The 19,037-nt window shown below is 61.1% G+C and carries 18 protein-coding genes; 10 read left to right on the top strand and 8 right to left on the bottom strand.

What is annotated here, in order from left to right; genetic code table 11:
• Positions 1–19 precede the first annotated feature (19 nt).
• From ABIB60_RS01995 to ABIB60_RS02010, 4 genes are all read right to left on the bottom strand, one after another.
• Complete coding sequence (locus tag ABIB60_RS01995; protein WP_354577354.1) at positions 20–1,327, bottom strand: DUF2851 family protein; 1,308 nt, start codon at positions 1,325–1,327, stop codon at positions 20–22.
• Between the two features lie 159 nt (positions 1,328–1,486).
• Positions 1,487–2,131 carry an outer membrane lipoprotein periplasmic chaperone LolA1 gene (gene lolA1 / locus ABIB60_RS02000; RefSeq protein ID WP_354577355.1) on the bottom strand — a complete coding sequence of 215 codons (645 nt, stop codon included), beginning with the start codon at positions 2,129–2,131 and terminating at the stop codon, positions 1,487–1,489.
• Positions 2,132–2,243: 112 nt separating this feature from the next.
• Entirely contained in the window at positions 2,244–5,246 is a 3,003-nt protein-coding gene (locus ABIB60_RS02005; RefSeq protein WP_354577357.1) for an FtsK/SpoIIIE family DNA translocase, read from the bottom strand.
• 152 nt (positions 5,247–5,398) lie between these two features.
• Positions 5,399–7,135, bottom strand: coding sequence for a DUF6044 family protein (locus ABIB60_RS02010; protein WP_354577359.1), 1,737 nt, complete (start codon positions 7,133–7,135; stop codon positions 5,399–5,401).
• 106 nt (positions 7,136–7,241) lie between these two features.
• Between ABIB60_RS02010 and ABIB60_RS02015 the strand changes: the two genes are divergently transcribed.
• Positions 7,242–7,664, top strand: coding sequence for a hypothetical protein (locus tag ABIB60_RS02015; RefSeq protein ID WP_354577361.1), 423 nt, complete (start codon positions 7,242–7,244; stop codon positions 7,662–7,664).
• A gap of 11 nt (positions 7,665–7,675) precedes the next feature.
• Here ABIB60_RS02015 and xerD read toward each other — a convergent pair whose 3' ends face one another.
• Positions 7,676–8,578: a site-specific tyrosine recombinase XerD gene (xerD, locus tag ABIB60_RS02020; protein ID WP_354577363.1), complete on the bottom strand. Its 903-nt coding sequence runs from the start codon at positions 8,576–8,578 to the stop codon at positions 7,676–7,678.
• 196 nt (positions 8,579–8,774) lie between these two features.
• Between xerD and aroQ the strand changes: the two genes are divergently transcribed.
• The 3 genes from aroQ to ABIB60_RS02035 all read left to right on the top strand — a co-directional run bounded on the left by aroQ (position 8,775) and on the right by ABIB60_RS02035 (position 11,111).
• On the top strand, positions 8,775–9,221 hold the full coding sequence (gene aroQ / locus ABIB60_RS02025; RefSeq protein ID WP_354577364.1) for a type II 3-dehydroquinate dehydratase: 447 nt from the start codon (positions 8,775–8,777) through the stop codon (positions 9,219–9,221).
• Between the two features lie 145 nt (positions 9,222–9,366).
• Positions 9,367–10,434, top strand: coding sequence for an aminotransferase class V-fold PLP-dependent enzyme (locus ABIB60_RS02030; protein WP_354577366.1), 1,068 nt, complete (start codon positions 9,367–9,369; stop codon positions 10,432–10,434).
• A gap of 116 nt (positions 10,435–10,550) precedes the next feature.
• On the top strand, positions 10,551–11,111 hold the full coding sequence (locus ABIB60_RS02035; protein ID WP_354577368.1) for a MarC family protein: 561 nt from the start codon (positions 10,551–10,553) through the stop codon (positions 11,109–11,111).
• A 54-nt stretch (positions 11,112–11,165) separates the two neighbouring features.
• Here ABIB60_RS02035 and ABIB60_RS02040 read toward each other — a convergent pair whose 3' ends face one another.
• Positions 11,166–12,353 carry a cation:proton antiporter domain-containing protein gene (locus tag ABIB60_RS02040; protein WP_354577369.1) on the bottom strand — a complete coding sequence of 396 codons (1,188 nt, stop codon included), beginning with the start codon at positions 12,351–12,353 and terminating at the stop codon, positions 11,166–11,168.
• Between the two features lie 110 nt (positions 12,354–12,463).
• On the opposite strand from ABIB60_RS02040, the gene ABIB60_RS02045 reads away from it, so the two are divergent.
• A complete protein-coding gene (locus ABIB60_RS02045) occupies positions 12,464–13,699 on the top strand; it encodes a BaiN/RdsA family NAD(P)/FAD-dependent oxidoreductase (RefSeq protein WP_354577371.1) in 1,236 nt (411 codons plus the stop codon).
• Between the two features lie 18 nt (positions 13,700–13,717).
• On the opposite strand, the gene ABIB60_RS02050 is transcribed toward ABIB60_RS02045, so the two are convergent.
• Positions 13,718–14,002 carry a hypothetical protein gene (locus ABIB60_RS02050; RefSeq protein ID WP_354577372.1) on the bottom strand — a complete coding sequence of 95 codons (285 nt, stop codon included), beginning with the start codon at positions 14,000–14,002 and terminating at the stop codon, positions 13,718–13,720.
• Between the two features lie 207 nt (positions 14,003–14,209).
• Here ABIB60_RS02050 and ABIB60_RS02055 point away from each other — a divergent pair, with 207 nt between their 5' ends.
• Positions 14,210–15,661: a diadenylate cyclase gene (locus tag ABIB60_RS02055; protein ID WP_354577373.1), complete on the top strand. Its 1,452-nt coding sequence runs from the start codon at positions 14,210–14,212 to the stop codon at positions 15,659–15,661.
• 102 nt (positions 15,662–15,763) lie between these two features.
• Here the strand turns inward: ABIB60_RS02055 and ABIB60_RS02060 are convergent, their stop codons facing one another.
• Positions 15,764–16,753 carry an aldo/keto reductase gene (locus ABIB60_RS02060; protein ID WP_354577374.1) on the bottom strand — a complete coding sequence of 330 codons (990 nt, stop codon included), beginning with the start codon at positions 16,751–16,753 and terminating at the stop codon, positions 15,764–15,766.
• Between the two features lie 145 nt (positions 16,754–16,898).
• Here ABIB60_RS02060 and ABIB60_RS02065 point away from each other — a divergent pair, with 145 nt between their 5' ends.
• The 4 genes from ABIB60_RS02065 to ABIB60_RS02080 all read left to right on the top strand — a co-directional run bounded on the left by ABIB60_RS02065 (position 16,899) and on the right by ABIB60_RS02080 (position 18,962).
• Positions 16,899–17,375 carry a DUF4112 domain-containing protein gene (locus ABIB60_RS02065; protein ID WP_354577376.1) on the top strand — a complete coding sequence of 159 codons (477 nt, stop codon included), beginning with the start codon at positions 16,899–16,901 and terminating at the stop codon, positions 17,373–17,375.
• 103 nt (positions 17,376–17,478) lie between these two features.
• Entirely contained in the window at positions 17,479–17,859 is a 381-nt protein-coding gene (locus ABIB60_RS02070) for a hypothetical protein (protein WP_354577377.1), read from the top strand.
• A complete protein-coding gene (locus tag ABIB60_RS02075) occupies positions 17,860–18,549 on the top strand; it encodes an SCO family protein (RefSeq protein ID WP_354577379.1) in 690 nt (229 codons plus the stop codon).
• Complete coding sequence (locus ABIB60_RS02080; RefSeq protein ID WP_354577380.1) at positions 18,546–18,962, top strand: c-type cytochrome; 417 nt, start codon at positions 18,546–18,548, stop codon at positions 18,960–18,962. Before ABIB60_RS02075 ends, ABIB60_RS02080 begins: the two co-directional genes overlap by 4 nt.
• Positions 18,963–19,037 lie beyond the last annotated feature (75 nt).

Below are 19,037 nucleotides of genomic sequence, written 5' to 3' on the forward strand. Positions count from 1 at the left end.
GGTAACAGCCGGCCCGCAGTTACAGCGGCCCGGCCGGCTGGCGCAACAACCGGGCGCCAATGCCGCAGGCTAAGCAGCGGCGCGGGGCACAGTAGCCGCGCTGCAACGCCAGCAGCGCCTGGGAATCGGCGGCAGATTTGTTCAGGAAGCCGGCCGCTTCGTAGGGGGCTGTGAGGTGGTTGTGCTCGGGCGGCAGCTGCTCCAGCAAGGTTACGGCGGCTTCCACCTGCTCGGGGTTGCCGGTGGAGCGGGCGTAGGCTACCCGTAGGGGTACTACTACATTGGTAATGAGTAAATGGATACTAGTCCGGCCCAGCACTGCTACTTTGCCCGGTTTGCCCGGCCGGGTGTGCGTCTGCCAGTACTCGGGCAACGGCGCGGCAAAAAACTGCTCCAGTGCCCGCACATTCTGGGCCGTCAGCAGGGCATCGAATAGCGTGGGGCGGGCGTGCAGCAGGGCCAGCAGCTGGGCTAGGCGCACGGTGGGAAAGTTGGCCGGCCGCATCCGCAGGAAATTCCAGTCATAGGTAGCCAGGGCGGTGCCGTGCAGGTTGTACTTGTGGCGCAGAAACTCATACTCCGTGCGCAACTGCCGGCTGTACTCATCAGCGGGTTCCTCCCCCAAAAAGCCGGCCTGCCCGAATAGCAGCGCCGCCAGCTGGCGGGCATCGTGGCGGTGGCGGCGCACCAGGCTTAGCGGCAAGGCGCGGGCCAACTGGCTCATGGGTTCGGCGTTTTTCTGGAAGCCGAAGGCCCCGGCTAAGGCGTGCCAGGCGGTGGCTTCCCAATCCTCGGCTACCTGCTGATGCAGGTCGGCAATGCGGTCGGCCTTCTGCTCCACGCGCTCCAGCAGCGCCCGGCCCAGCATCATGGTGCGGGTCAGCTCGGGTACCTGGGGTAGCAGTGGGGCGCAGGGCAACGCCGCCTCGGCGGGCTGGTTGCTGAGCTGCTCGTAAGCCGTCAGCAGGCCGGGCGCCAGCCGTGTGCCCAGGCTTAGGGCCGGAATATCGGAGCCGTTGGTGCGCTGCACCGGCGCATCGGCCGCGTACACCACGTGCAGAATCACCTGGTCGTACTTGCCGTCGGTTTGGTGCTGGTGGCGGTGCCAGTCGGAAGCCCGGATGTGGATTTCTACCGCCCCGTTCCATTCCACTTCGCCCAGCCTCAGGCGGGCATTCAGGAAATCGGGGCCGGCATCGGGGTTGCGGTGGCCGGGGCGCAGCACGGTTACGGGCTGGCCATCTTCCGTGCGCAGGTCGGTTTTATCGTAGTATTGATGCTGCCATACGTAGTGGAGAAAGTCCTCCTTCATTGCCGGAATAGCCATAGCACGAGCGAAATATCTATCGGTAATACTGCAATACTGCCGCTTCTGCACCAGCAGCTCGACAGTTGCCCCAAGTACTGCTTTACCCGGCTGGAAAGCAAACGGCCCGCCCCTGCTGGTGCAGAAGCGGGCCGGTCGGCCGGACAAAGTAACGGCGGATTAGCGCAGGTCAATCACCTTCACACCTTTGTACTTGGTCTTGTCGAAGTTGAAGGTAGTGGCATCTACCGGCGTGTTAGGCTGGAATTTGCTGATGCGGTAGGTGTAGCGGTTGCCGTTCTTCTTGAACATCTGCCAGCTTTTTACCGCCTTATCGGTGCGGCCCACTTTCAGGCGCACTTTGTACACGGGGTTGTTGCGGTCCTCGGGCGAAAGGTCGATTACGTCCACCACTTCGCCGCCTTCCTTGGCCTCCTGCACATAGGCGTACTTGTAGCCCTTTTTGTAGAGGGTGTAAATCTGCGAAGGCGACACCTCCCCTTCCTCCGGCTCGTAGTCCGAGATGTTCACCTCGTTTTCCGACTTCATGTAGGTCCACATGGTTTTGCCGTTGTTGATAACCTCCTGGCCACTCATTTTCAGGCGAAACTTCTGGCCGCTCACGGTAATATCACCCGAGAGGTTTTCCTTCACCTTGGCCGCGTCGTTTTCCAGGGTTTGGGTGAAGGTGGCCTTGAAGGCTTTCATGGCCTGGTACTTGGCGCTCATCTGGTCCAAAATCTTACCCGCTTTGGGGTCCTGCTGCGCCGTGGCCACGGAGGTCAGGGACACGGATAAAGCGAGCAGGGCGAGATATTTTTTCATTGCAATGGTTGGTGGTGAATGGGGGTAGTGAGTACAGAGACGAGAGAAACGGCACTTTGTTTTCAACAGATTGCCGGAGCCATTGATTTTCTCTCTTTTCGTGCGCTGCTTCCTACTTAGATAGGCTATTCAACAACTGTTCCAAACTGTACTCGTCCGGAATTAATACTTCCCGGGCTTTGCTGCCCTCAAACGGACCCACAATACCGGCGTGCTCCAGCTGGTCGATGAGACGGCCGGCGCGGTTGTATCCCAGCTTGAGCTTGCGCTGAATGAGGGAGGTACTGCCCTGCTGGTGCAGCACAATCACGCGGGCGGCTTCCTCAAACATGGCGTCCCGGTCGCTCATGTCGAACTCGTCCCCGTCGCCGTTGCCGCTGCCGCTTTCCCCGGGTACTTCGGGCAGCTCGTAGGCGTTGGGGTAGCCCTGCTGCTCGCCCACAAAGTCGCAGAGACGGTCTACCTCGGGCGTATCAATAAAGGCACACTGCACCCGAATGATGTCCGAGCCCTGGGAAATCAGCATGTCACCCTGGCCGATGAGCTGGTCGGCCCCGCCAGCATCCAGGATGGTACGGGAGTCGATTTTGCTGGTCACCTTAAAGGAAATCCGGCAGGGGAAGTTGGCCTTGATGATGCCGGTAATCACGTTCACCGAGGGGCGCTGGGTGGCTACAATCAGGTGAATACCGATGGCACGGGCCAGCTGGGCCAGACGGGCAATGGGCGTTTCCACCTCTTTGCCGGCCGTCATCATCAGGTCGGCCAGCTCGTCAATTACCAGCACAATGAAGGGCATGTAGCGGTGGCCCTTCTTGGGGTTAAGGCGGCGCTCCACGAACTTGCGGTTATACTCCTTGAGGTTGCGGCAGCCGGCGTCCTTGAGCAGGTCGTAGCGCCGGTCCATTTCCATGCACAGGGAGTTGAGCGTGTTCACCACCTTTTTGGTATCGGTGATGATGGGCTCTTCCGACTCGGGCAGCTTGGCCAGGAAGTGGCGCTCAATCTTGTTGAAGATGCTCAATTCCACCTTTTTAGGATCGACGAGCACAAACTTCAGCTGCGAGGGGTGGCGCTTGTAGAGCAACGAAGCCAGAATCACGTTCAGGCCCACCGATTTACCCTGGCCCGTGGCCCCGGCCATGAGCAAGTGGGGCATTTTGGCCAAATCTACCACAAATACCTCGTTGGTAATGGTGCGGCCGAAGGCAATGGGCAGGTCCATTTCGGTGCCGATGAACTTCTCGGTGTTGAATACCGAGCGGATGCTCACCATTTCCTTCTTGGTATTTGGCACCTCGATACCAATAGTGCCCTTGCCTGGAATGGGCGCAATGATACGGATACCCAGGGCGGCCAGGCTCAGGGCAATATCATCTTCCAGACTCTTGATTTTGGAGATGCGCACCCCGGCATCGGGCACAATTTCGTAGAGCGTGACGGTGGGGCCAATGGTGGCTTTAATGCTGGCAATGTTGATGCCGTAGTGCCCCAGGGTTTCCACAATGCGGTCCTTATTGGCCTCCAACTCCTCCTTGGATACCTGCGCTTTGGCCACGCCGTAGTCGTTGAGCAGTTCCAGGGTGGGGTACTGGTAGCGGGGTAGGTCGAGGGTGGGGTCGTACTCGCCGGTGGGCATGGCCTCTTCGTCCTCTGCTTCCTCAGCAATAACGGCCATATCGGCCCCTGCGGAGGGGTCTAGCTCGGGGGTGCTGGTAGAGTCTTCCACCTCAAAGGAGAGGCCGGAAGCAGCCACTGGTGCGGGTACGGCAGCTAAAGGTGCAGCTACTACGGGCGCTACCAAAGCCGGGGCTGGCAACGGGGTATTATCATCGGCCAAATCAGCCAAGGAAAGCGGCGTGGGCACGCTAGCCGAAGCCACTGGCGCGGCCGGACGCGCCGGCTCTTCGGGCGCCATTTCAAAGGAGAAGCTGGGGCCGGCCGGGGCCGCTGGAAGTACCGCCGCAGTTACGGCAGCACCGGCCGCCGCCACGCTCAGCGGCACGGCAGCAGCTGAAGCCGCCAAACCGCCCGCCGCCACCGTTGCGGAAGCTGCCACGGGTGCTACAAGGGGAGCTGTTTCCGGCGCCGCTCCATTGAAAACTAGGGAGGCTACCGGGCCAGTGCGGATTGGCTCAACGGGAACTGGCTCCGGTGCTACGGGGGCGGTTGGGGTTGCCAGCGGGCCTACTTTGCGCAGTGTAATGCCTAACTCAGGCTCTTCCTCTTCTTCCTCGGCCCAGGGCGCGACGGTAGCAGCGGCCCGGTTGCCGGCAAAGTCCGGCGCAGCTACGGGCTCTTCTTCATCGTCCTCCTCATCTCCAGCGCTACGGCGCAAGTTCAGGTTGAGGCTGGTGACGTTAAAGAAGAAGACTACGAAGGAAATCAGCACGAAGGCCAGCAGCAGCACCGTGCCCCAGCCAATGAGGCTATCCAGCCAAAAGGCCGTTTCGTAGCCCACCCGTCCGCACAGAAAATCGAGACTATGGGCCAGGGCGGGGTCGGTGCCGGGGCCCTGGATGCTGAGCACCACGTAGCCCAGCAACACGCTCAGCCACACCATGATAAACAGGCACAGGGCCAGCACGTAGGTGAAGGACACATCGGCCCGGCGGAACACGATTTTGTAGCCCAGGAAGAACACGATGGGAATGGCGGCAAAAGCTGCTACCCCGAAGCCGTTCTGAATCAGGAACTGGGCCGTGAGGGCCCCGAGCAGGCCCAGCCAGTTGCTGGTTTCCTGCCCGGCCTGATTGACGGTGGCATTGCCCACGTTCTCGGTTACGCTCTGGTCGGCGTGGCCCGTGAACAGGAAGGAAATGAAGGCAATGGTGAGGTAAATGGAGCCGATGAGGAAGAAGAAGCCCAGAAACAGCTGAAAGCGCCGGTCCCGCAGAAAATCGAACAGCCCACCGAGCTTAACGGTCGGCAGCTTGATAGGCTTGCGTGGGGGTTTGGGCGCGGCGGTACGGGGCTCATTCCGGCGGTTCTCCCGGGCTGGCTCCGCCGCCGGGCGCGACTGATTACGGGCCGTTTTGGGCTCAGCTACGGGCCGGGGCTCGTTGGAGCGGCCCGCGGCCGAATCAGGTTGTTGCTTGTAGGTATTTTTAGCCATCAGAATACTCGCCAAAAACCAAATCTAGGCATAAACGGTGAGGTGGTGAAATGGTGAAGTAGTGAAGTGGTGAGTTGGATGTTCTGCTTCCACTACTTGCGCGGTTTGCCCGATATAGCTCAATTGAACGTCCAACTCACCATTTCACCACTTCACCATGTCACCTCGTACACCCACAGGTGCCAGTAGGCCCCCGGCTGGCGGTAGTGCCCAAATAGCCGCAGCCCACTCTCCTGGGGGCGGGCCAGGCGAGCAGCCGACAGCACGTAGCGCCCACCCAGGCGGCGGAACGCGGCCCCGTTGAAAGCCCAGTGCTGCACCACTCGCTCGGGTAACGCCCCCACCCGGAAATTCTTGCCCAGCTCGGCCGAAAACAGGTAGCACCGGTTGCCCCAGGCATCGAAGTAGGTGCGCAATTCCGGACTTTTGACCAGCTCCCCGGCTATCAGCTCCCGAAATGCGTGCTTGTAGGGCAGCGGGTAGTTGTTGAGGTAGGCATCCAGCGTATAAAAGCCGTTGAGCGAGGCCACGGCCGGCGGCAGACCCAGGCAAGCCACCCGGTAAGCGGCCGGCTCCTGGCCGGTGCGCCGCCGGATATCCCGCTGCACCTGGCCCAGCAGTTCGGGGGCTACATAGGCCGCGTAGGTGGGCTCGGAGGCGGGCAGGCGGCCTAACTGCCGCTGCACGTTGCGCGTCCACTCAGAATTCATGCCCAGGCCCACCAGTATTTGCAACCCAATGAGCGCCCACCGGGCACGACCCGCCGGCAAATGGCGCAAGCTCAGGACCAATACCCCAAACCACGCCAGCGGCGTGAGGAAGTGCAGGCGAGTGAGGTTGAATGCCCGCAGTGGCGGCACGGCCCGTTGCAGGCCTGGTAGTAACTGGGGGTAGAACCCACAGAACAACGCCAGTGCCGCCAGCGCGGCCAGCCCCAGGGCCAGGCGCCGCCGGAGTAGCTGCCGGGCCGGGCCGGGAGCGGCCAGAGTAACGGCCGCCCCGGCGGCCAGCAGCGGAGCCAACCGGGGAAACAAGCTGGCGTGATACTGGCCCAAGGCAAAGTAGCGCATTGCTGCCACCTGCCCCGCCCCTACCCCACCGGGAGCCAGCCGGGCCAGGTCGAACTCCAGGCGGTGGGGCACAAATTGCCGCTCAATCAGCAAGGACGACACCAGCGGATATTCGACCACCAAGTAGGTGGCCGTCATGGCTAGCAGCCCCAGCCACGGCCCCCACACCAGCCGCCGGTTGCGCAGCGCATCGTAGAGCAGTACCCCACCGGCCCCAGCCAGCACAAACAGCCCGGCCAGCACCAAACTCGACCACAGCGCAAACCCCACCAGCGCCGCAACGCTTACGGCCACTAGCCGCCTGGCCCGCAGATTTAGTAACGCCCACAGCACCCAGGGCTGCCCCAGCACCGATACCCCGTAGGCCGTGTAGGTCGGTAGCACCGCCCAGGCCAGGGCCAGCGCGGCGCAAGCTGCTGCCTCCTCGGGCCGATGCAGGCCGTAGCGGCGCAGCAGTACGTACATGCCCACCAGCCCCGCCAGGCGCACCAGCAGCTCGTGCCAGAGGTAGGCTGGGAGGGGCGGCAACAGGGCTATCAGGCCCACCAGCGGCTGCAGGCCCGGCCGCAGCGCGTTGCGCGGAATGCCACCTTGCAAGTGCTCTACCCGCGTGGCGGGCTGGTAGTCCAGGGCCTTACCCTCCTGCACCAGCACGGAGGGCACCGCCAGCTCAGTATCCAGGTTGTCATCGAGGAGGATATAGGTGCGGCCGGCCGGGGCCAGGTACGCCGCACTGAGCAGGAGTAGCAGCAGCACTGCCCCCCATAGCGGCCAGGCCGCCTGGAGGCGCGCAGAAAAAACAGACCTTAACTCGGGCATACAAAAGGCTACGGCGGCGAGCCGGCAAAAATAGTCGTTACCTCAACAGCATCCCCAAGGGCCTCCTTCGCGTTAGTCATGTTTCGCCCTACTGCTGCCTACCGCTATGACGCAACGCCTACTCTCCTCCCCCGATGCTACCGTGTACTGCCAACTCACTTACGACCCCACCAGCCAGTGGCTCCGGACCGTATGGCGGGGATTTGTGGGGCCCGACCAGGCGCAGCAGGGCGGCATCGTGAGCTTGGAAATGCTCAACGAGTTTCACTGCCCCTACCTGCTCAACGACAACAGCCAGCTCGACGGCCCCTGGTTCGACTCGGTGCACTGGCTGACCCACGAGTGGGGTCCGGCGGCGGCCCGGGCGGGTTTGCGCTACGTGGCCCACGTCACGCAGGCCCACAAGTTCGCCACGTCCTTCACGGCCACGCCGGTACACATGCTGTTCAGCGCCTTCGAAATCCAGCTGTTCGATAACGCCCCGGAGGCCATTGAGTGGCTCAGCAGCTGCCAGCAGCATCAGGCGTAGCCCGTACCACCCTAGCTGCGGGGGTGAAACTCGGTGATAATCTGCCGCAGGTAGTCCCGGTCGAGGTGAGTGTAGATTTCGGTGGTGGTGATACTCTCGTGGCCCAGCATTTCCTGCACCGCCCGCAAATCGGCCCCGCCCTCAATTAAATGCGTGGCGAAGGAGTGGCGGAACGTGTGGGGGCTGATGCTTTTCTGAATGCCCGCGGCCACGGCGGCGCTTTTAATGATGTTGAACACCATTACCCGCGAGAGGCCGCTGCCGCGCTTGTTCAAAAACACGGTATCCTCGTGGCCGGGCTTGATATCCAGGTGGGCCCGGATGCCTTGCAGGTAGAAACCCAGGTGCTTGAGCGCATCCCGCCCAATAGGTACCAGCCGTTCCTTGTTGCCCTTACCGGTTACCCGCACAAAACCCTGGTCGGCGTAGAGGTTGGAGAGACGCAGGCCCGTGAGCTCACTCACGCGCAGGCCTGAGCTGTAGAGCACCTCTAGCATGGCCCGGTTGCGGGTGCCCTCGGGCGTGCTCAAATCAATGGCTCCCAGCACCAGCTCAATTTCGGGGTAGCTGAGCGTATCGGGCAGCTTACGGCCGGTTTTGGGCGCGTCCAGCGTGTCGGTGGGGTCAATGGTCAGCAAGTCCTCCATGATGAGGTAGCGGTAGAAGGCCTTGATGCCCGAGAGGGTGCGGGCCTGGGAAGTGGCTTCCATGCCCAACCCGCCCAGCCAGGCCAGAAAGTCGCGCAGGATGCGGGTGGTTACCTGCTGGGGCGAGGCGGGCAGCTTCTCCAGCTCCAGGTACTGGCGCAGTTTTTCCACGTCGCGCACGTAGGCTTCCACCGAGTTCGAGGACAACGACTTCTCCAGCTGCAGGTAGCCGGCAAACTGCTTAATGGTGATGGCCCAGGTAGACATGAGGGAAAATGCTTGGTTGTTAGTGCCTGGTGCTTGGCAGTTGGCCATCGGCCACTGCGTGCGTAGCCGGTAAACTTCGCTTTACTTGCCGGGCAGCCGTAGCTTGCAGCACCAGCTTCCGGCGCAAGCTACACACTCTGTCTTCGACCCTGCTTGCTACCGGCCCAGCACCAGGCCCTAACCACTACGCACTCCCATGAAAATTCTCCTCCTTAACGGCCCCAACCTCAACCTGCTGGGCCGCCGCGAGCCGGGCATCTACGGCACCCGCTCGTTTGAAGACTACCTGCCCGAGCTCCGCGAAGCCTTCCCCAACCTGGAGCTGGAGTATTTCCAGAGCAACCACGAGGGGGAACTCATTGACAAGCTGCACGAGGTGGGCTTCAGCCACCACGGCATTGTGCTCAACGCCGGCGGCTACACCCACACCAGCGTGGCCCTGGCCGATGCCGTGGCCGCCATTGGTGCGCCCGTGGTGGAGGTGCACCTGAGCAACCTGCACGCCCGCGAGGAGTTCCGCCAGAAAAGCCTGCTGGGCCGCAATTGCATCGGCAGCATCAGCGGCTTCAAGCTCGAGAGCTACAAGCTGGCCCTGCACTTCTTCGACGGGCAGCGCCCCAAGCGCGTAGGGTTTAAGGTGTAATAACAAAGGTGAAATTGTGAAAGGTGAAGTTGTGAATCGTCTCTTCTGCACAGTTTGCGCCTCTCAACCATTTCGCAACTTCACCATTTCACAACTTCACCTTTGGCTACCTTTGCCGTTCCCCTTCCTTTAGCCTTTCCAACCTATGTATACATTCAATCCGGGCCCATCCCAAGTGTACCCCCAGGTGCGCCGCTACCTGCAGGATGCCTTTGATGAGGGCTGGCTCTCGGCCCCGCACCGCGGCGAGCGGTTTGTGCAGCTCATGCGCCAGACCATTCAGGAGCTGAAAAACAAGCTCAACGTACCCCAGGATTACACCGTGTTCTTCATGAGCTCGGCCACCGAGTGCTGGGAGGTGCTCACCCAGAGCCTTACACCCACCAAGAGCCTGCACCTGTACAGCGGGGCTTTCGGGGAGAAGTGGTTTGAGTACGCCCAAGCCCTGCGCCCGGCCAGTACCGGTATCCGGTTCGGACTGGATGAGGTGCCCGATGTGCAGAACCTACCCGGCCTCGACGAGCAAACCGACTTGGTGTGCGTGACCCAGAACGAAACCAGCAACGCCACCCAGCTCCGCGACGGCGTTATCCTGAACCTGTACAACCGCCTGCCCGGCAACGCCTTGCTGGCCGTAGATGCCACTTCTTCCCTGGCCGGCATCCAGCTTAAGTACATTAAGGCCGATATCTGGTACGCCTCGGTGCAGAAGTGCTTCGGGCTGCCGGCGGGCCTCTCGGTAATGCTCCTCTCGCCGAGGGCCGTGGAGCGTCTGCGCAAAGTGAACGAGCGGAGCCACTACAACTCCCTCACGGCCCAGTACGAGAAGATGCTCAACTTCCAGACTACCCACACGCCCAACGTGCTGGGTATTTACCTGCTGAGCCGCAGCCTCACCGACCGGCCCCTCATCAAGCAGGTGCACCAGCACCTGCAGGACCGCGCCACCAAGCTCTACGACTACTTCGACCAGGCCACCCAGCTCACGCCCCTCGTCAGCAACCCCGAAACCCGCTCCACCACGGTTATCGGCCTGCAAGGTGCGCCAGCCCTGATTGACGAGGTAAAACGCCGGGCCCTGGCCCAGGGCCTGCAGTTGGGCAGCGGTTACGGCTCCTGGAAACCCACCAGCCTGCGCATTGCCAACTTCCCCGCCATCCCCGACGAGGCTTTCGAGCAGCTCGTCCAATTCTTCGCCCGGGAATTCGCCTAAAGAGTGAAGTTGTGAAAGGTGAAGTTGTGAGTCGTTCCATCCGCGCAGTTTGCGCATATCAATCAGACAACTCACAACCTCACCTTTCACAATTTCACCATCTCACAATTTCACCTATGTTCAGCCTCAAGGAAATATCCGCCGTTACACTCACGCTCTTTGCCATTATTGATATTCTGGGCTCCATTCCCATTATCATTCAGATTCGGCAGCGGGAAGGCGGCATCAATGCCGAGGTAGCTACGTTGGTGGCTGGTATGCTGATGGTGGCCTTTCTGTTCCTAGGGCAAAGCATTTTATCCTTATTTGGGGTTGATTTTCAGTCGTTTGCCCTGGCCGGGGCCATTATCATCTTCCTTATCGGAATGGAGATGATTCTGGGCGTGGAACTGTTTAAGCACAACCCGCTCACTGGCACAGGCTCCATCGTGCCGCTGGCGTTTCCGCTGATTGTAGGCGCCGGCACCATGACCACGCTTCTGTCGCTGCGGGCGGCCTACCAGCTACCCAACGTGCTGGCGGGTATCATCGTGAACCTAATATTCGTGTATCTGGTGCTGAAAAGCTCCGCCTGGATTGAGCGCAAGCTGGGTAAGGCCGGCGAGGACATTCTACGCCGCGTGTTCGGCGTGATTCTGCTGGCCATTGCCATCAAACTGTTCAAATCCAACTTTTAAGGATTCAGGAGTTAGGAGCCAGAAGATGTATGTCTAGGCTCCTAACTCCTTCCCTCAATACTCCCCAATTTCCGGCTGCTGCCGGCTCATAAGCAAGCCCACCATCATTAATACTCCGGTAAGCAGGATAACCACGAACAGGATATTCTCGCTGACTTCCCCGATAAGGTGCTTTTCGGGGATGCTGTAGAATAGCAACACCGTAATCAGGCCCTTGGGCGCGATGAACAGCTCCGGAATCAGGTCGGTGCGGGCAATGTAGCGCAGGTACACGAAGCGGATGGCCGTGAGAGCCGCCACAATGAGCACGCCCTGGAGCAGCAGCTGGGGGTTGAGCAGGCTGTTGAGCGTGATGCTGAACCCGAACAGCAGGAAGAAGAACGTGCGGATGAGAAACGCCGACTCCGCCGTGATACTGCGCAGCTGGTGCACTTCCTCGCTCAGCCGCTCGGGCCGGAACCAGCGGCGCAACGGCCCTTTCAGGAACGTATCGGCGTTATTCACAGCCAGCCCGAACACCAGCACCAACACCAAGGACGAGAGGTGCAGCTTTTTGGCCACGCTGTAGAGCAGCACCAGAAACGCCAGAATCAGGAAAAACTTCACGTGCAGCCGAATCCGGTCGAGCAGGAACGCCAGGGCGGCGGTACTGAGCACGGCCACCACCAGCACCGCCAGCACATCAGCCCCGAAGGTGAACACCGACGCGCCGTGGGCAAAGTTATCCTGCAGGGCAAAATTAAAGAACATGATGCCCAGGATATCGGAAAACGTGCTTTCGTACACGATAAACTCCTGCTTTTCGCCCTGCAGGCTGGCCACGCTGGGAATGGCAATGGCCGAGCTGATAACGGCCAGCGGCACGGCATTCACCAAGCAGCTCTGGAAGTTAACGTGCAGCCAGAAATGCAGAATCAGGGCAATGATAACGGCTTGCACCACCAGAATAAGGGCGGCGGCAAAAAACGACCGGCGAATTAGCGGCCCCTTGTCCCGGCTGATTTTCAGGTCGAGGGCCCCCTCCAGCACAATCATGATGAGCCCGATGATGCCGAACATTTCCAGGATAACTTTGGGAATGTCCAGAGTGAAATCGAAGTACTCGGCGGCCTGGCGCAGGGCAATGCCGGAGAGCAGCAGCATGAGCACCGAAGGCACCTTGGTGGCCCGCGCGGCCAGGTCGAAGAGGTAGGACAGGATGACGGCCAGACTCAGGCCAATCAGAATAGAATACGAACCCATACGGCGCAGTTAAGCCCAACCATGTTGGAGGTCTATACGGGTAACCCCGGATAATGGCCGCTGCGAAGGGTTTTTCGGGGTTGCCCGTGCGGCCGTAGTACCTTTGCCGGATGCAGCAGACTTCCCCTCCCAGCATAGCCATTGTGGGCGGCGGCCCGGCCGGGCTGCTGGCGGCCCAGCACCTGGCCGAAGCCGGCTACCAGGTGCGAGTGTATGAGGCGCAGGCCACCGTGGGCCGCAAGTTTCTGGTGGCCGGGCACGGGGGCTTCAACCTCACCAATAGCGAGGACGAAACCCGCTTTGCCGCCCGCTACGCCATCCACGCCTCAGCGTTTAGCCACTACCTGCGGCACTTTTCCCCCAATGATTTACGGGCCTGGGCGGCGGCACTGGGCATTGAAACCTTTGTGGGCACCAGCGGCCGGGTATTCCCGACGGCGGAGTACAAGCCGGCCCAGCTGCTGCGGGCGTGGCTGGAGCGGCTGCAACAGTTAGGCGTGAAGCTGCATACCCGCCACCGCTGGCTGGGCTTCACTGCTGACAAAGGCTTGCGCATCCGTCAGGAAACCACCGGCCAGGAGCTAACGGTACGGCCGGCGGCCACGCTGCTAGCGTTAGGGGGAGCCAGCTGGGCCAAAACCGGCTCCGATGGGCACTGGACCACAATCCTGGAACAACAAAACATAGCCTGCGCACCCTTCCAGCCCAGCAACTGCGGGGCGGAGGTAGCGTGGTCGGCGTACTTTCGGGAGAAAGTGGGGAGGCAGCCGCTCAAGAACATTGCCCTTAGCTGCGGCACCCATACTGTGCGCGGCGAGCTTATGCTAACGGACTACGGCTTGGAAGGTACGCCCGTATATGCCCTCACGCCTCAGCTGCGGGCGGCCCTGGCTACCGGCCACCCCGCCCACCTGCACCTCAACCTCAAGCCCGATATGGCGCCGGCGCAGCTTACGGCCAAGCTCAGCCAGCGGCGGAGTGGCAGCAGTTGGGCTTCCTTTCTGAAGGAAACCCTGCGGCTGGGCCCGCCGGTACCTACGCTGTTGCGGGAAGCAGGAATGCTCAACTTTCCTTCAGAGGCCGCTGAAGCCGCTCAATTACTTACCCAGCTGCCCATTCCGGTGGCGGGGCTGCGGCCCCTGGATGAGGCCATCAGCACGGCCGGGGGGGTAACCTGGGCGGAGGTGAACGGGCAACTGATGCTGCAAAAGCTCCCCGGCGTCTTCGTGGCCGGTGAAATGCTGGATTGGGAAGCGCCCACCGGCGGCTATTTGCTGCAGGGCTGTTTCAGCACCGGGGCGTGGGCAGCGCGGGGCATACGGGAGTGGCTATCGGCTATTGGCTAACGGGCTGGTTTCAGCAGGTTAGTGCTCTTCGGGATGAGCAGCCCTAGCGGCAGCTGCCAGAATAGCGCGGGCCTCGTTCAGCAGCCGTTGGCCCTGGCTCATGTGCTGATGCAGAATAAGCGCAAACAGCATAAAGTACGACACCACGGGCAGCACCAGGCTCATAACAAACCATAGCCAGAAGGAGCGGCCGTGGCTACGGGCGCAGTACCCCGAGGTTAGTGCCACGGTCAGCAGGGCCACTGCTACCAGTACTCCGAACAGCGGCTTGACATACAGCTCAAACCCGACGTCTTCTACCATGATTTCTAAAGCCAAAAAGCAGACTGGACGATATAGTGTAAGGCAACGGCGGGGTGCGGGGCCGGCCGCTTTCCTATAACGTGCCCGCAATCAGGTTGTTTTCAGAAGATGGAACGCCAGCTAATTCTTCCGGCTCTACCACCCGTACCAGGCTTTTTGCGTACGTACAGTTTTCCGCTCCTCTCCGTTTTCGTTTAGCTCTCCCGTATGTGGGAAAACCAAAGTCTTTTCCGCGTTTCAGCCCAGTTATTTGCTGATGGCGTTTTTAATCTGCTTGACCGTACTCTGAAACCAGAGGTATTTCTGCTGGGGTTAGCCTCCGCCCGTGAAACTAACGAGCCGGACGCCGTGGTAGTGGAGCCCCGTATGCACCGCTACCAGCCCCAGGATTTTGCTGCTATTAAAGCCCACGCCGCCGCCCTGGAGCCCGACGGGCCTCGTGAGGTAGTGTACCATCTGCACCCCCTCGACCACGACCGGTTTGAGAAGCAGCGCTGGTATGAGTTGCTGCGCCGCGCCACCGAGCATACCCTCAACGACCTGGTTAGCAGCTTCCGGGAGGAGCGCGTGAGCTTTTGCTCTCAGCCAGTAAGCGTGGGCGGCTACCTGGTGGTGATTGTGCTGCAGCTAAACGCCGAAGCGTACCAGAGCTACTACGCCCTGCCCGGCCCGACCGGCCCCACCCGGCCCGCCTCTTTGCTGGCAGCCACTGTGCAGGAAGTACTACAGGATGCTTCCCGGGCTCTGCGCGAATCGGATACGGATGATGACCGGCCAGTTCTGGACCGGGACTATAACGAGGTGCTGCGCGCCGCTGGCCGGCGCTTTATGCTGCGGGCCGCCGCCGGCTCCCACGGCCTTTACGATGCCTGCAACGGCGTGGCGGCCCTGCGCCACGAGGGCGGTGAGGGGGTGGGCACCATGCTCGTGTCCCGGCGCAACCACTCGGCCGTGGTACCGGTTCTCACCCTCGAAACTCCCATTCCCCTGCGCGACTACCGCCGGATCCGCAAGCTACTGGAACTCAGCGAAGACCGCACTTCCCTAATTACTGATGCTACCGACGTATTTGGCCTCGGCTATTTGGTAGAGTCCACCGACCCGCAGTATGAGCCCCTGTTCACGGTCCATTTCACCAAGCACTACAGCTGGGAACTGAGCCACGATGGGCACACCATGATGAAAGTGGTGTCCAACACGCCCCGCCTGCCCCGGGGCACCGTGGATGAGGACAATTTCACGGAAGCCGTCCGCCGCGTGTTTCCGGCCGTGGATACGGCGGGCATTGCCTACCTCTGGGAGCTAACCCTCAAAGCCACCTCTCAATCCAACGGTACTATTCTGGTGATTTCGGAAGGAGCCGGGCAAGAGGCCGCCCGCCTTACCCGCCAATGCTTCCGGGTAGCCCCCCGCCTAATGACACCCTCCGTACTTCGCTTGGTTACCAATATTGACGGAGCCGTACTCATCGATCCGGCCGGTACCTGTCACGCCATCGGCGTAATTCTGGATGGGCTAGCCACCGAAAAAGGCGACTCCAGCCGGGGTTCCCGTTACAACTCGGCCCTGCGCTACGTGGAAAGCAGCCGCTACCCCGTACTGGCCATTGTAGTCAGCGAAGACGGCTGGATAGATCTGCTCCCACCCGCCCGGCGGTAGAGTGGTGATTTAGTGAGGTGGTGACTTAGTAAGTCTGACGTTCTGCTTGCGGCCAACTGCGCAGATTGAACATCAAACTCACTAAGCCACCCTCTCGCTAAATCACCCATTAACGCTGTTCATCATGGCTTCGGGGTAGCGCTGGCCGGCGGCGGCGTTGTGGGGGGCTATCTGGTTGATGCGGGCCAGGTCTTCCAAGGAAAGCAGGATTTCGGCCGCTCCCAGGTTTTCCTCTAAGTAAGCTACCCGCTTGGTACCCGGAATCGGCACAATATCCTCACCTTGGGCCAGCACCCAGGCCAGAGCCAGTTGCCCGGGCGTGCAGCTTTTTTCAGCGGCCATTTCCCGGATGCGGGCTACCAGATCCAGGTTTTTCTGAAAATTCTCACCCTGAAACCGGGGGGTATGCCGGCGGTAGTCGTCGGCGGCCAAATCTTCAAACCGCTGAATCTGGCCCGTCAGAAACCCACGGCCCAGCGGGGAATAGGGCACGAAACCCACACCCAGTTCCCGGCAGGTGGGCAGAATTTCATCTTCCGGGTCGCGGCTCCAGAGGGAGTACTCCGTCTGCAGCGCTGTAATGGGGTGTACTTTGCAGGCCCGGCGCAGGGTATCAGGGGCCGCCTCCGAGAGGCCCAGGTAGCGTACTTTTCCTTCCTTCACCAGCTCCGCCATGGCCCCTACTGTTTCCTCAATGGGCGTGTTGGGGTCAACGCGGTGCTGATAATACAGGTCAATATAATCGGTGCCTAGGCGTTTCAGGGAGCCCTCTACGGCCTGGCGTACGTACTCGGGCCGGCCGTTTATACCCCGCTTGGCGGGGTCCTGCGGGTCGCGCTGAATTCCGAACTTGGTAGCCAGTACCACCTTGTCGCGCTGGCCTTTCAGGGCCTTACCTACCAGCTCCTCGTTGGTGTAAGGGCCGTACATATCGGCCGTATCCAGGAAGGTAACGCCCAGCTCCAGGGCGCGCGCCAGGGTGCGCAGGCTTTCTGCTTCATCCCGGCCCCCATAGAAATCAGACATACCCATGCAGCCCAGCCCCACGGTAGAAACAATAGGCCCCTGCTGGCCCAGTTGACGAGTTTTCATACGCTGCGTTGTGTTCGGTGAAAAATGTGCCCGCGGTGAAGGCGGCCCTACGCCTACGTTCCAGCCCGCTGTTGGCGTTAATAGTACCCACTCCCCCACCCGATTGTTGCCAACCAGCCCCCGGTTTTCGCGTTGAAGAGCCCGTATGCCTACTCCCATTCCCTCCTTCGACCAAGATGACCGCCTGCGCTGGGTAGAGCGGATTTCTCACCTGCTCGACAGCCAGTTCCGGGTGCCGGGCACCACGTGGCGCTTCGGCCTCGACCCGATAGTGGGGCTGATTCCGGTGGTGGGCGGGCTACCTTCCCTGGCTGTATCCGGGGTACTTATCCTGACCATGATGCGCCACGGCGCCAGCGGCCACTTGGTGGTGCGCATGGTGCTGAACGTGGTGCTGGATGCCCTGGTTGGCGCTATTCCCATAATTGGCAGCATCTTCGACTTCGCCTATAAAGCCAACAACCGCAACGTGGAGCTGCTGCGCCGCCACTACCAGGAGGGCAAGTACCAAGGCTCGGGGGCGGGACTGATTGTACTGCTGACCATAGTGCTGCTGGCTATTGGCGGGGGGCTGGTATGGGGCGGCTGGGCGCTGTGGCAGTGGGTTGCCGCTCATATATAGACCTCCCCGCCACCAAGTGGGGCATACAGCCATGCTTCACCCCAATTTCAGGCGTTCCTGTTGTAGCTTTGCGGCCGTGAAAACCCTCCGCCTTGCCCCCCTGTTGCTTTTACTGTCCGCCTGCCTTTCGCTGCAAAGCGAGGAGCAGCAGGCCGAAGCCGCCGAAAAAGCCCTGCTGGCCCGTCACGATGAGCTAATGGCCCAGATGGGCAACCTGTACACGCTACGGCAGCAAGTGCAGCAGCTTCCCGATACGGCCCGCGTGGCTCGTTTACAGGGGGCGTTGCTGGGCGCTGAGGCGGGCATGATGTTCTGGATGCACCACTACCGCCGCCCCGCCGATACCATGGCCGTAACCCGCCGCCTGGCCTACTACGCGGCCCAGCAGCAGCGTATCGACTCTGTGGGCCGGTTGTTCCGCAGCAGCCAGGACTCGGCCCGGCTGGCGCAGCCGGCAGTTTCCTCCACCTCATCTACCCGCTAAATGAATACGTTCCTTTCCCGCACCCGCCGCACAGTTGCGCTGGCAGCTTTGCTGGCCCTGGGTGGTCTGCTGCCTCTGGCCTGCACTTCCAACCCTAACGAGGAGCCCGAGCGCCTGTCCGTGTACGGCCTCAAGCACGCCGCGCCCACCTCGCCTTCCGATACGCTTCCGGACCCGATACCCAATTTCCGGCTCACCAACCAAATGGGCCAACCGATTACCAACCAGACGTTTGCCGGCAAAGTGTACGTAGCCGATTTCTTCTTCACCTCCTGCCCCAGCATCTGCCCCAAAATGCAGAGCGAGATGCTGCGCGTATACAAGGCCTTCGAGAACAACCCCAACGTACAGTTTCTGAGCCACACCATCGACCCCAACCACGACTCCATTCCGGTGCTGCGCGACTACGCCGAGCGGCTCGGAATTAAGGATGCTTCGCGCTGGCACTTCGCCCGCACCCAGCAGGATACCGTGTTCAAGCTGGCCAGTGCCTACGTCTCGGGCGCCCAGATTGATAAGAAAGCGGCCGGCGGCTTCTCCCACGATGGGGCTTTTGTGCTGGTCGACTCCAAGCGCCGCATTCGGGGCGTGTACGATGGCATGGTGAAGGAGCAGGTAGACCGCCTGATTGCCGAGCTACCCGTGCTCCTGAAGGAAGAACAGCTGGATAAGCCCGTGGCCACCAAATGAACCGGGCCTTGCTAGTGGGAGCTGCCGGCGCAGCAGCGCTGCTGAACCTGACCGGCTGCTTTACGGAGCGCCAGAACGAGGGCGCCCAGCTCTATGCCACGCACTGCGCCAGCTGCCACGGCGACCAGGGCCAGGGCCTGCAGCGCCTGATTCCGCCCGTGGCCGGCGTCGACTTCATGGCCCAGCGCCGCGCCGATTTGCCCTGCATTATCCGCAAAGGTCTGCAGGGCCCACTGGTGGTGAACGGCATCAGCTACAACCAGGTGATGCCCGGCCACGAGGACCTCACCGATTCGCAGATTACCAACCTGCTCAACTTTCTGCACACCAACTGGGGCAACCAGAACCAGCCCTATACCATCCGGGAAGCCTCTGAGCTGCTGGGCCGCTGCAACGGCTCGGATGGGCAGTAGCGGTGAGCTGGTGAAATTGTGAAGGGTGAAGTTGTGTATGCCTGCTGAAAGAACAGGCCGGGGATTTTTCACAAC

The sequence above is a fragment of the Hymenobacter sp. UYP22 genome, from assembly GCF_040547285.1.
Classification (GTDB): domain Bacteria; phylum Bacteroidota; class Bacteroidia; order Cytophagales; family Hymenobacteraceae; genus Hymenobacter.